This is a genomic window from Pseudoalteromonas sp. meg-B1, from assembly GCF_003173795.1.
GTDB classification, from domain to species: Bacteria; Pseudomonadota; Gammaproteobacteria; order Enterobacterales; family Alteromonadaceae; genus Pseudoalteromonas; species Pseudoalteromonas undina.
Genome location: NZ_QGQU01000001.1, coordinates 1,525,073 through 1,541,469, shown reverse-complemented (window position 1 = coordinate 1,541,469; position 16,397 = coordinate 1,525,073). Strand labels below are relative to the sequence as shown.

The following is a 16,397-nucleotide window of genomic DNA, read 5'->3' as shown; positions in this document are numbered from 1 at the left end:
TTTATTTTAAAGCATGCTAAATTGACTGAAATTTATAAACGGAGAACACAGTTGGAATTTTTATACGAGTACGGTTTGTTTTTTGCTAAAACCATTACCTTTGTTATTGCTATCGCTGTCATTTTGACCTTAATTGTAAGCTCGGCTGTTAAGCCAAAAGCAAAAAAAGGTGAGATAGAAATAGATGACTTATCAGAGCAGCTTACTAATATAAAAGAAAGCTTTTTAAATAATACGCTAGGTAAAAAAGAGCTAAAAGCCTATCAAAAGCAACAAAAAATAGAGCAAAAAAAAGCTGAAAAAGAAGAGCCTAAATCACGACTCTATGTTATTGACTTTAACGGCAGCATGGATGCACATGAAGTAGAGAGTTTACGCGAAGAAGTGACTGCGATTATTTCAATCGCGGACCCTAAAAAGGACAAAGTGTTAGTTCGTCTTGAAAGTGGTGGCGGCGTTGTGCATGGCTATGGTTTAGCTGCATCACAACTACAACGTTTTAAATCAGCTGGTATTGAGTTGACTGTATCAATAGACAAAGTCGCTGCCAGTGGTGGCTACATGATGGCTTGTGTGGCTGATCATATCATTGCAGCGCCGTTCGCAATTGTTGGCTCTATTGGTGTTATTGCACAAATTCCAAACTTTAATAAAATATTAAAGAAGAACGATGTTGATTTTGAACAAATTACGGCGGGCGAATTTAAACGTACGCTAACGTTATTTGGTGAAAATACCGATAAAGCCCGTGAAAAGTTTCGTGAAGAGATAGAGCAAACTCATGTGTTGTTTAAAACGTTTGTAAGCACACAGCGTCCCAGTTTGAACATGGACTTAGTGGCAACGGGTGAACATTGGTTTGCAACCCAAGCGATTGAAAAAGGGTTGGTTGATACCATTAAAACCAGTGATGATGCATTGTTAGAGCAGCAACATCAGCATCAAATATACAAGGTTCAATACAAAACTAAAAAAGGGCTAAGTGATAAGCTTGCAATAGGGCTCAGCCATGGTGTGAATAAGGCAGGAGTGAGTTTAATGTCAAAATTTAAGGCGTTAAACCCTTAATAATTTCATAGCTTATACATAATAAAAAAGCCTTGTTACTTAATGAAGTAGCAAGGCTTTTTTTATAACTTAAGATAGAAGCTGTTAGTCAATTGACTTGTGATAGTCTTCTAAATCTTTAGCTGCATTAGGGTCGTTGAAAATACTTTCATCTAATTCACCCTCACTTTTAGCCACAACACAGGTTACCATACAGTCGCCTGTTACATTTACTGCGGTTCGGGTCATATCAAGTAGTCTATCAACACCTATTATAATTGCGATTCCTTCAACAGGTAAGCCTACTTGGTTAAGTACCATGGCCAGCATAATTAAACCAACGCCAGGAACACCCGCTGTGCCAACCGAGGCAAGCGTTGCTGTTAGTATTACCATTAAGTAATCAGAAATAGTTAAATCAACACTAAATACTTGAGCAATAAATACCGTAGCCACACCCTGCATAATTGCAGTGCCATCCATATTAATGGTGGCGCCTAAAGGTATAGTAAATGAAGCGACAGAGTTGTTAGCCCCTAGCTTCTTCGTTGCAGTCTCAAGTGTGATAGGCATAGTTGCGCTTGAACTTGAGGTACTAAAAGCAAATAAACAGGTGTGTTTCATTTTAGCTAAGAAAGTGAGCGGGTTTAGGCCTGTAAGTACTTTTAGCAGCAGAGTGTAATTTACGAATGCATGCAATAACAGGGCTAAAACAACCACGCCAAAATACTTAGCTAAGCTCACAATTAAGTTAAGCTCGATGGTAGTGAACAATTTAGCCATTAAGAAAAATACGCCGTAAGGAGCAATATTCATTAATAATGTAACTAGTTTTAAGATAACGGTGTTTAAGTCTTCAAATACTGTTGCTACACGTTTACCTGCTTTACCGCTAAGCGCCATTGCAATACCAAATAATAAAGCAAATACAATAACTTGTAGCATATTACCTTTTGCCATTGCTTCAAAAGGATTGGTAGGGAACATATCAATAATAACGCGAGCTAAAGTTGGCGCTTCTTTTGCGTCGTAGCTTGCTTGAGAAGGAAGCCCAATCCCTTCACCTGGGTTAAATAGTAACGCCAGTGTAATTGCCACTGTAATAGCTATCGCCGTGGTAACCAAATATAGGCCAATCGACTTTCCACCTAAACGACCTAGTTTTTTAGGATCGCTTAAACTACAAGTACCACACACAAGCGACACAAAGACGAGGGGAACAACTAGCATTTTTAAACTAGCTATAAATATTTGCCCACCTACATGAAAAAGGCCATCAACAAAAAAGGCTTTAATTGGCAAAGAGAATAACCCAAGAGGGATTAGGTAATCGTCTTCACCAGCTAATATAGCCTGAAATATAAAGCCTACTGCAACACCAAGCACCATACCAATCATGATGCGAGTAGTTAAACTCATTGAACGGATTTTAGACATATTTCCAATCTATTTTTTATAAATTTGGCATAGACTAACAGCATGTAATTTTTTTTACAGGAAAAACGTCAACTTTTTAAAAATTTTTATCGCAAAAAGAAGTAAAAATCTGAGATTTTAGACTAAGTTATAGGTTAACATTAAGTAAATAAGTTTAACTTAGTAATAGCGCATTGGAGAAACATATGCCTTTAACCCGTTTGCTTAGCATTATATTGCTCAGCTCATTACTCATTGCTTGTGGCGGTGGTGGCTCACTTGAGAAAGAGACAGGAACCGTTGGTGGGGATACTGGAGGCGACAATGCCGTACTAGATACCCAAGTTGAACTTAATTTTGAAGATCGAATCGTTACCGCTAACAATCCGCTTGAGGTCGTTGCGACTGTAACTGACAGTGATGGACAACCCGTTGTTCGTCAAGAAGTTAGTTTTACTACAACACTTGGCTCTTTCATACCTGCTACAGCAAGCGCATTAACAAATACAAGTGGTGTTGCAACTATAGAGCTCAGTGCAGGCAGTGTTGAAGGAGCAGGAACCATTGTTGCCAGCTACGAAGGCTCAACAAGCAAGCTCGGTTTTTATACTGCAGGTGATGAGCCGCAATCTAACGACGATGCTGCAAATATTGACATTAAAATCTTACAAAACTGTCCTGATAGTTGGTTAAATATAGATAGAGATTCTTTTGAACTTGATCCATCAGATTGTTCACAAAATAGTAATTTACTGGGTCAGCAAGCGATTGTTTACGCAAAAATCACAAAACCTGGTAGTAATACGCCAGCCAGCAATGTGTTAGTTCAAGCGACAACCACGCTAGGCATTTTATTACCTGAAAGCTTAACGGCTAAAACTGATGCGTTTGGTGTGGCTATTTTGAATTTATTGCCTGGCAGTAGCTCAGGTGTTGGCCAAGTTGAATTAACCGCACAGGGCGGAGTTGCGAGTGCTTTATTTGAAATTAACGCTGTTCAAGTAAATGTAAATCTAAGCGCAGGTATTGCTACCGGTGATGTACTATCTGCCGGCTCTACCACGATTATTACGGCTCAGATTGTAGACGGTAGTAATAATGTATTTACTACCCCGCTGGAAGTGCAATTTACTTCTGCTTGCGCAGAAGAATCCACTCCTAGGGCCACTATCGATAATGTGGTAACGAGTATTGGTGGTACGGCAAGTGCAACATACAAAGCTGATGGCTGTAATGGTATAGATACGATTACCGCGACCGTAGTTACAGGTGGTAATGTTGCAACAAAAACCATAAACATCAATGTAGCTGCGGCTCAAACAGGTTCAATTGCGTTTATGGGGGTGACTAATCAAGTATTAGCTATTAAAGGAGCGGGCGGTCAAACCTTGACTGAAAATTCAGAGCTTACCTTTAAGCTCTTAGATGTAAATGGTAACCCTGTTGGTCAAAAGCAGATTGATTTTGCTCTTTCACAAAACCCCGGTGGTGCTTTATTAGATAGCGCATTTCAATTTACCAACAATGAAGGGCTAGTGACTGTAAACGTTCGCTCAGGAAAGGCTGCTGGTATTTTATCTGTTATAGCTTCGCATCAGATTGATGGTAATGATAACTCACAAAATAGTGTGATCTCTATTGTCTCTAATGACATTACAATTACCACAGGTGTGCCAGATCAGGATAGTTTCACGCTTGCAGTGCAAACCTTTAATACCGAGTCATTAAATGAAGCAGGAGTGACTACAGACTTAACCGTATTTGCAGCCGATCACTTTAATAATTTTGTACCAGATAACACGGCAATTTATATTGCCAGTGAAGGTGGTGCAGTTGGCACTATTGATGATGAACAATTTACACCTTTATTACTTTGTCGCACCATAGACGGTGTGTGTAAAGCGCAGTGGCGTAGTCAAAACCCAATTCCATACCATTACAGCATTTACAATAACTCTGTTGCAGATAAATGCGACCGTTATTTTGGACAATTTGCACCTTGTACTTTAGGTATCAGAGAATCACAACTCGACGCAAATGGTAACTTAATTAATTATTTAGATAGCAATGGCGATCCAATTGCGCTAACTGATGCACCTAATAACGCGCCAATTGATTATCCACTTGGTGGGCGTGTTAGTTTACTTGCTTATTCTGTGGGTGAAGAGTCATTTAATGATGTATCTGCCAACGGTGAGTTTAATCAAAACGAGTTTGACTCAACTTTACAAGATTTACCTGAAGCCTTTATAGATTTTAACGAAAATGGAGTGTTTGATGGGAATTTACCAGCCCCAACAGACCCTGTTGATTCTAATGGTGGTGAAGATGAGTGGTATGTGGAACGCTCAGGCGCACAAGATAATGGCCAGTATGACAGTGGTGATGGTATATACAATGGCTTGTTATGTAGTGATGAGGCCCTTGCTGCAAATGCGTGTACTCGTGAAACAGTTAATGTACGCGCTCGTTCAGAGTTAGTTATGTCAGGTAGTACACCTTACATTAGAGCTGTAACGGCTTTAAATGACTGTAGTTTAAGTGACGGTATTCGCTTAGAAGCTTCTGATATGGAAGGTATGTGCGACATAAATCTTATTGATATCAGCGACTCAACGCCCTACAGTGCGATTTCAGTGACTATTTTCTTCAGCGATATTCATAACAATCCACTGCCTGCGGGCACTACAGTGAGCGTCACTGCCGACAATGGTGTATTAAGAGGGTTAACAGATTACACCGTGGTTAATACAGCACAAAAAACGCCAATCTCTGTTTCAGTTAATATTACTAAAGAGGCTGAGCCAAATGATGTTGATTCTGGGTTTTTATACATTGAGTTTGAAACGCCAGGAGGTGTGAAAACCCAATATACCGTGATGTCGATTTTAGACGAACCTAAGGTTTAAAATATGTGAAGGATAAAAAATGCCAACCAATAAGGTTGGCATTTTTGTTTCTATTCTATATATTCCACATCAATTATTCAAAAAACGCTGGTTTGTTTAAATTAACAACAGAAATTGTTTGTTTATTCAGTAAATACTGAAAAGTTTGTATTAAAAGCTTGTAAGAACTAGTGTTTGTAGATATACCTATAAATATTCGCGCCGCATGAGTCGGCTAAACACATTTAAAAAACTAGGTTAGAAATAGGCAACTATGGGCAAATCGCTAGTAATTGTAGAGTCACCTGCTAAGGCTAAAACAATTAATAAATACTTAGGTAATGATTTTATCGTGAAGTCCAGTATTGGGCACGTACGAGATTTACCTACATCAGGATCAGGCAAAAACAAAGTACCAGCAAGCAAGACACCTGCTGAGGTTCGTAAAATGCCACCTGATGAGAAAGCAGCGTATAAACAGCAACGTGACTACTCTAACTTAGTCGCGCGTATGGGCATCGATCCCGAAAAAGGGTGGGAGCCACATTACGAAGTATTGCCGGGTAAAGAAAAGGTTGTTCAAGAATTACAAAAGCTTGCCCAAAATGCAGATCAAATCTATCTCGCAACGGATTTGGATAGAGAAGGGGAAGCAATTGCTTGGCATCTTCAAGAAATCATTGGTGGCGAACCTGAAAAGTATAAGCGCGTTGTGTTTAACGAAATCACTAAAAATGCAATACAACAAGCGTTTGAAACTCCGGGTGAATTGAACACCGATATGGTTTTTGCACAGCAGACTCGTCGTTTCCTAGACCGCGTTGTTGGTTTTATGGTCTCGCCTTTATTGTGGGCTAAAGTTGCACGAGGTTTATCTGCAGGACGAGTTCAATCTGTTGCAGTGCGTTTATTGGTGGAACGCGAACGTGAAATTAAAGCGTTTATCCCTGAAGAATTTTGGGATATTCATGCAGATGTTAAAAATAGCGAGTCTGACTTACGTTTAGAAGTCACTAAACAAGCAGACAAGCCATTTAAGCCTGTAAATGAGGCACAAGCTACAGCAGCAGTTAAAAGCCTCGAGAATGCCGAATATAAAGTTGTAAGCGTTGAAGAAAAACCAAGTAAGAGTCGCCCAAGTGCGCCATTTATTACTTCAACCATGCAACAAGCCGCCAGTACTCGACTCGGTTATGGCGTTAAAAAGACTATGATGCTTGCGCAGCGCCTATATGAAGGTGGTTATATTACTTATATGCGTACCGATTCAACTAACTTATCGAAAGATGCGGTTGAGATGTGTCGTGAGTATGTGACCAATGAGTTTGGTGCAAAATATTTACCTGCTGATCCAATCAACTATAGCTCAAAAGGCAATGCACAAGAGGCGCACGAAGCGATTCGTCCTTCTAGCGTATCGGTACTTTCAGGACATGTTGAAGGTGTGGATGCCGATGCTAAAAAGCTTTATGAGCTTATTTGGCGTCAGTTCGTGGCTTGTCAAATGGTGCCTGCTGAATACGACTTAACCACATTAACCGTTGCCGCCAATGATTTCACATTAAAGGCAAAAGGCCGTGTGCTTCGCTTCGATGGTTGGACAAAAGTACAGCCAGCAGTGCGTAAAAAGAACGAAGAAGATCAATCACTTCCTGCTGTTAAGCAAGGTGAAGTTCTCACCTTAGTTGAGCTTGATCCTAAGCAGCATTTTACCAAGCCGCCAGCACGTTTTAGTGAAGCGAGCTTAGTTAAAGAACTTGAAAAACGTGGCATTGGCCGTCCTTCAACTTACGCGTCTATTATTTCGACTATTCAAGATCGTGGCTATGTTCGAGTAGAAAATCGTCGCTTTTTCGCTGAAAAAATGGGTGAAATTGTTACCGATCGCCTAGTTGAAAACTTTACTGATTTAATGAACTTCGATTTTACCGCTAAAATGGAAGGTCGTTTAGATGATATCGCTGAAGGCGAGCGTGTCTGGACGCAAGTTCTCGATAAGTTTTATGCTGATTTCTCAACCCAATTAAACATTGCTAAAGGCGAACCAGATGAAGGCGGCATGCGTCTTAATCAAATGGTAGAAACCGATATTGACTGTCCAACCTGTGGCAGAAAAATGGGCATTCGTACTGCTTCAACGGGCGTATTCTTAGGCTGTACAGGTTATAACCTGCCACCTAAAGAGCGCTGTACTACTACTATGAATTTAGTGTCGGGTGATGAAGCGGTTGCAGCTGATGTTGAAGACGTTGAAACAGAAACATTAATGCAAATGAAGCGCTGTCCAATTTGTGAAACAGCGATGGATTCATACCTTATCGACGAAACCCGTAAATTGCATGTGTGTGGTAATAACCCAGCATGTCAGGGGCATGTTGTTGAAGAGGGTACCTTTAAAATTAAAGGCTACGACGGCCCTATTATCGAGTGTGATAAATGTGGCGCTGATATGGAGCTAAAATCAGGTCGATTTGGTAAGTATTTTGGTTGTAACAACGATGAATGTAAAAACACACGCAAGTTGTTAAAAAATGGCGAAGCTGCGCCACCAAAAGAAGATCCAGTTCATATTCCTGAATTAGAATGTGAAAAGTCTGAAGCCTACTTTGTATTACGTGATGGCGCGGCTGGTATTTTCTTAGCAGCAAATACGTTCCCTAAATCACGAGAAACACGTGCTCCTAAAGTAGAAGAGTTACAACGCTTTAGAGATCGTATTTCGCCTAAGTTTTACTACTTAGCTGATGCACCAGCCAAAGATCCTGATGGCAACCTTGCTGTTGTGCGTTACAGTCGTAAAAACAAAGTTCAATATGTAATGACTGAAGTTGATGGTAAAGCCACTGGTTGGACGGCTCATTACGAGGCTGGTAAATGGGTAGAAGAGGCTAAGAAAAAAGCTGCGCCTAAAAAGAAAGCTGCAGCTAAAAAAACACCAGCTAAAAGTAAAGCTAAAGCCAAACCAAAAAAAGATGATGAATAATTAATTATTCATCGCTTTAATAATAAAAACCGGAACGCACAGCCTGTGACAGTTCCGGTTTTTTTTGCATTATCAAACCTATCGCAATGGCATTTTTAACCTGATTTTTTATTTTACAGAGTTAAAATGTAACCAATTTAGGTTTGAACTGCTCAATTATTCATTAAATCTTAACAGCAGTAACTTTGTTATAGCCTTCAGATGTTAGTTCATCATTCACACACTTTAAAACATAGTTATAAATTGCTTCATCGCTTACGTCGTCTTCTTTAGCCCAGCTAATACACATTTCTGTGAACTCTTGAATCGTTTCGGCTGAAGCGTCTGTAGTATCGCTTGCAACTGCATTTGCAGCTGATAAAGCGAAAAATGGTGCAACGATTAACGCGAGTAATGCTTTATTCATTTTCTTATTCCTAAAAATGGAGTAACAATCGAGTTATGCATTCAAATAATGCCTACATAAAACAAGTGTAACCAAGCCAGAACATCTCTGTTGGTAAACTGATTTTTAATCACAATTCACATAAAGGAAAACGAAAAATTTTTATCGTCAGGATAAGCATATTGTGTACCTACTTTTAGGCTGAAGTGATTGTGTTAGCGTTTAATTTAAGCTAATGTCGCGTTTTAATTTTTAGGTGCCCCTATGTCAGAGCCACACACAAATAATACAAATAAAAAAATACACCCTGTTCATAAAGTTGAACACGGCCTTGAGTCGTTTATATTTAAAGGACGCTGGTTACTCGCCCCATTTTTTGTCGGCTTATTATTTGCTGTGGTTTTACTACTTATAAAGTTTTTTAAACAACTATATATGATGGGGATAGCGACGTTTACTGCTAGTAATCAAGAGCTGTTGGTTGGTATTTTAACTTTAGTTGATACTGCATTGTTAGCAGGTCTGCTGTTGATTATTATTTTTAGCGGTTACGAAAACTTTGTCTCTAAGCTTAATATCGAAAATCATGAAGACCGCCCTGTATGGATGGGTAAGGTCGGGTTTTCTGGTTTAAAAATGAAGCTGATCAGTGCAATAGTGGCCATTTCAGCCGTTGAGCTGCTTAAGGTATTTATAAGTTCTACGTCTCATTCTAATAATGAATTACTCTGGAAAGTACTGATACACGTTACGTTTGTGGTATCAGGTGTACTATTTGCTTTTACTGATTATTTAAATAGTAAAACAATTAACCACTAAAAATTTGTTATAAAAAACCCGAGCAATGCTCGGGTTTTTTATTTGTAATAATTTTAAATATTAACTGCAGTTGGCGTAATAACTACCAAATGGCTCAACGGTCAGTGTTTTATTATTAAGCTGCGCGTTGTAATGAGAAAGCGCGCTATGCTCTTTTTCAACAACAATATCAATAGCAAGCTCTGCTTTTGCCCCGCTTAAATTGAATACACACAACATCTTTTCTTCGTTTAACGTGCGGTAAAAAGCCAAAATTGGCTCGGCGGTTTGTATAAACTCAATATCACCTTCAAGTAATACTGGCTGGTTTTTACGCCAGGCCATAAACTCACGGTACGCATTTAATATTGAGTTTGCATCATTCTCTTGTTCAGCAACTGCTTGGAGCTTGTGTTGTTGATCAACAGGTAACCACGGTTTTACCTCACTAAATCCTGCATTGTGTGCATTGCTTTGTGAGTTATCAAGGTTTTCCCAAGGCATTGGGGTACGACATCCATCGCGACCTTTAAAGTTTGGCCAAAAAGTTATGCCGTATGGGTCTTGTAAATCTTCAAAAGCAACACTGGCTTCACCGAGTCCGAGTTCTTCACCTTGATACATACACACGCTGCCACGTAGTGAAGCGAGTAGGGCGGTCAACATTTTACATTGCGCTGGGTTTACCTCTCCCGTTTCACTCCAACGGCTAGCAACACGTTCTACGTCATGGTTACTAAATGCCCAGCAAGGCCAGCCTTCAGTCATGCGTTGCTCAAGTATAGTAACGGTATTTCTTATATACTCGCTTGAGTAATCATCCGTTAATAGCTCAAAGCTATAACCCATATGCAGTTTATCGCCGCCTTGGGTGTATTCTGCCATTGTGGCTAATGAATCTTCAGATGAAATTTCACCTAGTGATACGGTACCAGGGTACTTGTTGAGTAAAGTACGAATATCACGCATAAACTCTATGTTTTCAGGCTGGGTATTATTGTAGTAATGGTACTGAAATGCATACGGATTATCTTCGCTAAAGCCACGGCCTTGACGCTTTTCTTTTGGTTTTGCTGGGTTATCACGAAGCAAAGCGTCATGGTAACAAAAGTTAATTGCGTCTAACCTAAAGCCATCCACGCCCTTTTTAAGCCAAAACTCAACATTATCTAGTACGGCTTGGCGAACATCGGGGTTATGAAAGTTAAGATCAGGCTGTTCAGTAAAAAAGTTATGTAAGTAATATTGTCCACGACGTGGCTCCCATTGCCATGCACCGCCACCAAAAATAGACAACCAATTGTTGGGTGCTGTGCCGTCTTCTTTAGCATCGGCCCATACATACCAATCAGCTTTATCGTTGTTTAAGTCTTCACGACTATCAATAAACCATTGATGTTGGTCTGAGGTATGGCTAAGCACTTGGTCAATAATAATTTTAATGTCGCGTTGATGCGCTTGCGCAATTAACTCATCAAAATCAGCTAAATTACCAAAAAGCGGGTCAATATCACGGTAGTCGCTAATATCATAACCAAAATCTTTCATCGGCGATTTAAAGAAAGGTGAGATCCAAATAGCATCCACCCCTAAGCTTTTAATGTAATCAATACGATTTATTATCCCTTTTAAATCACCAATGCCATCGTTGTTGCTATCTTGAAAGCTACGCGGATAAACCTGATAAATAACCGCACCTTTATACCATTGCTTTTGGGCCATGCTTTTCTCCGTTTTCACACTGTCTTTGTGTTGTTCTTTTTTTAGAGGTAATAATCCCCGTTTATTTGAAAAAGCATACTTGAAGCCTGTCATACTGTAAAAATCCTGCATACGTATGCACCGATTTTAAGGTATTAAAACAGGATGAACTAATCGTTCAGGCAATCGATTTGAGTCGTGGATTATTCTTATTATATTTTACCAATTCTAATATGGAGTTGTTAATTTATTGTTTGCGCTGTTTAGGTGCACAAAAACAAAGGTCTGCACTGAGTTGGTGTTTTTAGTTATTGGTCTTACCAATTTCATTTGTATAAATAGTGTATTTAGTAATTAATTAAAAAATAAAATTTTCTTGCTTCTCTTTATCAGCATTTTATGAAAGGTTTATTTCATAAAAAAATAAATAGTGGTTATCACTTAACTCATAAAATACTCTTGCACCAAAATAACCTATTTTAAAACAGTTGGTTACATGTTGGCTTGTAAATTTAATGTTAAATTTGTGCGTGCGGTGCTATTTTGAATACGTATGCAATAAGTTGTTAATAAAATAATACGAGCGTTAATATTCATTCCGACAACAAAATAAGCTCGCATGTTTAACTATCACTTAAGCAAGTAAGCGGGTATCACATTATGGGTAACGGGAAAACATTATGGCTATGTTCAAACCAAGTATACTAACGCTAGCATTAACTGCTGCCGGATTATCAAGCTTTGCCACCACTGCGGCACAAGAAGAAACAATAAAAAATGATGATGTAGAAATCATCGAAGTGAAAGGTTTTCGCGGTAGTGTTGTTGAATCAATAAATACTAAGCGTTTTTCAACACAGGTGGTTGAGTCAATTTCTGCTGAAGACATTGGTAAACTTCCTGATTCATCTATTGCAGAGTCAATCGCACGTTTACCAGGTTTAACAGCGCAACGTCTTGATGGCCGTGCTAGTCGTGTAAGTGTTCGTGGTTTTAGCGAAAACGAAAGCGCAACAACATTTAATGGCCGTGAGCAGGTATCTATTGGTGACAACCGTGGTGTTGAGTTTGACCTTTACCCATCAGAAATAATGAGCGGTGTTACTGTTTATAAAACGCCAAGTGCTAGCATTGAAGCTGAAGGCATTGCCGGTGTTATCGACATGCAAACGGTAAAGCCTTTAAATAAAGGTGAACAAGTGATCATGTTTAATGGTCAGTATGAGCAAACTAGCTTTGATAAATTAAACCCAGATGGCGATGACAAAGGGTTTCGTGGCACCGTTTCATACATAGACCAGTTTGCAGATGACACTATAGGTGTAGCATTTGCTTACAACACAATGAGTTCTCCAAACCAAGAAAAACGCTGGAATTCTTGGGGTTATCCAGAGTTCACAGGTAATGATGGACAAAACTATTCAATTTTAGGCGGCGCTAAACCTTTCGTACGTTCATCAACACTTGAACGTGATTCAGCGATGCTAGTTGTAGAAGCTGCACCAAATGACCGTTTAAACATGACGTTTGATGCATTATATGTAGATTTCAACGACGAAAAAATCTTACGTGGTATCGAAGTACCTTTCGCCTGGGGTCAAGGTAGCATCGACCCAAATAGTGTTACTGTAGATGAGCAGTCTGGCTTTATTACCAGTGCAGTAACGCAAGGTCAGCGTGTTGTTGTGCGAAATGACTATGAAGAGCGAAAAGCAGAACTATCACAATTTGGTTTTAACGCTAAATACGATATTAACGATGATTGGTCAGTTGAATTTGATGCCAGCCACTCAGAAGTTGACCGTACGATTTGGAGTATTGAGAGTTACTCAGGTACTGGCCGTGGCGATTCAAATGGTGTTGCCGATAACATAGGGTATGCATTTGATGGTGGAAATACGGGCGCACAATTCACTCATGAGCTTGATTACAGCGACTACGACTTAATTCAATTAGGCGGTCCTTTATCTTGGGGAAGCAGTGCTGCGCTTAATAATAAGTACGGCTTAAATGATACGGCTTATCAAAATACCGCACAAGATGGCTTTATTAATGCCCCAGAAATTAGCGATGAGCTTTCAACGCTTAAGTTAGCGGCCAGTAAAGTACTTGAAAACGAATACTTTAGCCGTATTAACTTTGGTTTATCTTACCGTGACCGTGAGAAAGTAAAACAGTCTGAAGGCTACTTCATGACTTTAAAAGATTTTTCTTTAGATAATCCAGGTATGGCATCAGTGCCAGAGCAATACCGTTTAGGCTCAGCAAGTTTAGACTTTATTGGCATGGGTGACATGATTGCTTATGACACCAATGGCCTGGTAAATGATGGTTATTACGATCTATTACAAGAAAGCTTAACGGATCAAAAACACTTGACGCGTTCGTGGACGGTACAAGAAGAAGTTACCGCTGCATTTATTCAAGCAGACATTAACGCTGAGATTGGTGGCATACCGGTAACAGGTAATGTAGGTATACGTTATGTACGCACTGAGCAGTCATCACAAGGCTTCGAAGCATCAAATGTTAATGGTTTAGTGGTTGCATCACCTACTGATATTAGCCACGACTATTCAAATGTATTACCAAGCTTAAACTTATCTTTTGCAATCGACCAAGAGCAAACAATTCGTTTTGGCGCGGCTAAAACAATTTCTCGTGCTCGCCTTGATGAAATGCATGCATCGATTGAGACAAGCTATAACAGCGAAAAGCCTGACGAAAATGGTAACTACTGGTCTATATCTGGTGGTAATGCAGAGCTTGAACCAAAAGAAGCAACAGGCTTTGATTTAACATACGAAAACTACTTTGATGCAGAAGGTTACTTTTCAGCAGCGTTATTTTATAAAGACATTGACCAATGGATTTTTGATGAGCGTTACGATGTTGATGTAACAGGTAAAGAAGACCCAGCAACCGGCGAAGTTCCTCCAGCGGATAGAAATACAGCTACCCGTTCAAGTAAAGTGAATGGTGGCGATGGTAATTTATGGGGCTATGAGCTTTCATTATCATTCCCTTTCAGTGTATTACATGAGTCATTAGAAGGTTTTGGTTTAATTGCGAGCCACACCAGCGTTGAGCAAGACTTGCAAGATCAAAACGGAAACGATTACGAACTACCAGGTTTGTCAGATAAAATTGATAGCTTAACTGTGTACTTCGAACGCAATGGTTTCCAAGCACGTACCAGCATGCGTAAACGTAGTGACTTTAAAGGTGATATCTACGGTTCAGGTTTTGCAACACAACAAGTTGATATACTTGGCGAGACTATTTGGGATGCGCAAGTAGGCTATGACTTTGCTGATTCTGGTATTGCTGGTTTTGAGAACTTATCAATGACGTTCCAAATTCAAAACATTACCGAAGAAGCGTTTACATCATTGCAAGGCGATAATGCGCTGCAAGTGCGTGACTATCAAGACTATGGCCGTACTTACTTACTCGGTGTAAGTTACAAGCTATAATAAGTTTTGTATTAAGAAGCCCTTGTAATTAGTTTTACAAGGGTTTTTTTATAGCTACTTTACCTAAGTTTTATCAAACTTTTTAAATTCTGATTTAAAAAAGTGAGCAATAATATGAAGCCAATAAAACATGTCGTCATTGCCGGCGGTGGAACAGCTGGTTGGATAACCGCAGCACTACTTAATAAAGTGTTAGGTAAAGTAATTAATATTACCCTTATTGAATCAAGTAGCATTGGCACTATAGGTGTGGGAGAGGCCACTATTCCTCCTATTATTGGGCTTAATAATGCGCTCGGTATTAATGAGCAAGATTTTATAAATGCTACTAATGCGTCTATCAAACTGGGTATAGAGTTCGAAAATTGGAAAACACCAGGGCATAGCTACATGCATGCATTTGGCTCGTTTGGTAAAGATTTTCCCTTTTGTGACTTTTATAATTTTTGGGTAAAAGGGCACATTAATGGCAGCGAGGACTCTTTATGGGATTTTTCTCTTAACTATCAAGCCGCTAAACAGCACAAATTTACGCTACTAAATACTATTCCTAATACTCAATTACCAGGGCTTAGTTATGCGTTTCACTTTGACGCCACTTTGTATGCTGAATATTTAAAAAATCTTGCATTATCACGCGGCGTTAAACACATTGATGCAAAAATAGAACGTGTTGAGCAATGCCCTGAGACAGGTAATATCTCCAACTTAACACTTGACGATAATAGCCAAATCCAAGGGGATTTATTTATAGATTGCACTGGCCAGCGCGCACTTTTAATTGAGCAAACTCTCAATACGGGGTTTGTTGATTGGTCGCATTATTTACCTTGCGATAGTGCTGTTGCAGTGCAATCAACAGGCAGTAACGAATTAAAGCCATATACGCGATCAATAGCACATGACGCAGGCTGGCAGTGGCAAATTCCGCTACAAAACCGAACAGGTAATGGCTTAGTGTATTGCAGCCGCTATTTATCGGATGAGTCAGCAACCGCACTTTTATTAAATAACTTACCGGGTGAGCCAACAACAAGCCCGCGTTTAATTAAATTTAAAACAGGTCGACGTTTAAAGCAGTGGCATAAAAATGTAGTCGCAGTAGGGCTCTCTAGTGGATTTTTAGAGCCCTTAGAGTCTACTAGTATTCACTTAATACAAAGTGCGGTCACACGTTTAATTAAGTTGTTTCCTCATAATGGGGTTAGTGATGCGTTAGTAACTGAATTTAATAAGCAAAGCACCAGTGAAATCGAGCATATTCGTGACTTCATTATTTTGCACTATAAATTAACTGAGCGAGAAGACACCCCATTTTGGCGTCAATGTAAGCAAATGGAAATTCCTCAATCGTTAGCGCATAAAATGGATTTATTTAAACAAACGGGCAAAGTCGTGCGCGAAAACGACGAGTTATTTGCAGAAGTAGCTTGGCAGCAAGTATTTATAGGTCAAGGCCTAATACCAGATGACTATAACAGTATTGTTGATTCATTAAGCAGTGAACAACTAACGGATTTATTCGCAACGTTAAAAACCCTAATAAATTCAACGGTAGATAAACTACCTACTCATAAAGAGTTTTTAGCTAAGTTAAAAACAAACTAAGTGGCGTGACGTGATGCTTTAGTTGCGGGTTAATTGTCACTGAATATGGCTGTGAATACGTATGCAGCAACTGTAACCAAGCCTTACTTAGCTTT

9 protein-coding genes are annotated in these 16,397 nt (G+C 39.4%); 6 read left to right on the top strand and 3 right to left on the bottom strand.

The annotated features are described in order from the left end of the window. The first annotated feature begins 51 nt into the window (after positions 1-51). Entirely contained in the window at positions 52-1,068 is a 1,017-nt protein-coding gene (gene sohB / locus DK924_RS07300; protein WP_109874739.1) for a protease SohB, read from the top strand. Between the two features lie 84 nt (positions 1,069-1,152). On the opposite strand, the gene DK924_RS07295 is transcribed toward sohB, so the two are convergent. Continuing rightward, positions 1,153-2,484 carry a dicarboxylate/amino acid:cation symporter gene (locus DK924_RS07295; protein ID WP_054200804.1) on the bottom strand — a complete coding sequence of 444 codons (1,332 nt, stop codon included), beginning with the start codon at positions 2,482-2,484 and terminating at the stop codon, positions 1,153-1,155. 185 nt (positions 2,485-2,669) lie between these two features. Between DK924_RS07295 and DK924_RS07290 the strand changes: the two genes are divergently transcribed. Further along, positions 2,670-5,372 (top strand): Ig-like domain-containing protein, encoded by a 2,703-nt coding sequence (locus tag DK924_RS07290; RefSeq protein ID WP_109874738.1) that lies wholly within the window; start codon positions 2,670-2,672, stop codon positions 5,370-5,372. A 253-nt stretch (positions 5,373-5,625) separates the two neighbouring features. Further along, positions 5,626-8,334: a type I DNA topoisomerase gene (gene topA / locus DK924_RS07285; RefSeq protein ID WP_109874737.1), complete on the top strand. Its 2,709-nt coding sequence runs from the start codon at positions 5,626-5,628 to the stop codon at positions 8,332-8,334. Between the two features lie 163 nt (positions 8,335-8,497). Here the strand turns inward: topA and DK924_RS07280 are convergent, their stop codons facing one another. Then, positions 8,498-8,740, bottom strand: coding sequence for a hypothetical protein (locus DK924_RS07280; RefSeq protein WP_010389786.1), 243 nt, complete (start codon positions 8,738-8,740; stop codon positions 8,498-8,500). A 243-nt stretch (positions 8,741-8,983) separates the two neighbouring features. On the opposite strand from DK924_RS07280, the gene DK924_RS07275 reads away from it, so the two are divergent. Continuing rightward, positions 8,984-9,538 (top strand): TIGR00645 family protein, encoded by a 555-nt coding sequence (locus tag DK924_RS07275; protein ID WP_054200807.1) that lies wholly within the window; start codon positions 8,984-8,986, stop codon positions 9,536-9,538. 60 nt (positions 9,539-9,598) lie between these two features. Here the strand turns inward: DK924_RS07275 and DK924_RS07270 are convergent, their stop codons facing one another. Beyond that, positions 9,599-11,239 carry an alpha-glucosidase family protein gene (locus DK924_RS07270; protein WP_109874736.1) on the bottom strand — a complete coding sequence of 547 codons (1,641 nt, stop codon included), beginning with the start codon at positions 11,237-11,239 and terminating at the stop codon, positions 9,599-9,601. Between the two features lie 659 nt (positions 11,240-11,898). Between DK924_RS07270 and DK924_RS07265 the strand changes: the two genes are divergently transcribed. Both DK924_RS07265 and DK924_RS07260 read left to right on the top strand, forming a co-directional pair. Further along, positions 11,899-14,694, top strand: a complete 2,796-nt coding sequence (locus tag DK924_RS07265; RefSeq protein WP_109874735.1) for a TonB-dependent receptor — start codon at positions 11,899-11,901, stop codon at positions 14,692-14,694. Positions 14,695-14,808: 114 nt separating this feature from the next. Further along, a complete protein-coding gene (locus DK924_RS07260) occupies positions 14,809-16,302 on the top strand; it encodes a tryptophan halogenase family protein (protein ID WP_109874734.1) in 1,494 nt (497 codons plus the stop codon). Positions 16,303-16,397: the final 95 nt, after the last annotated feature.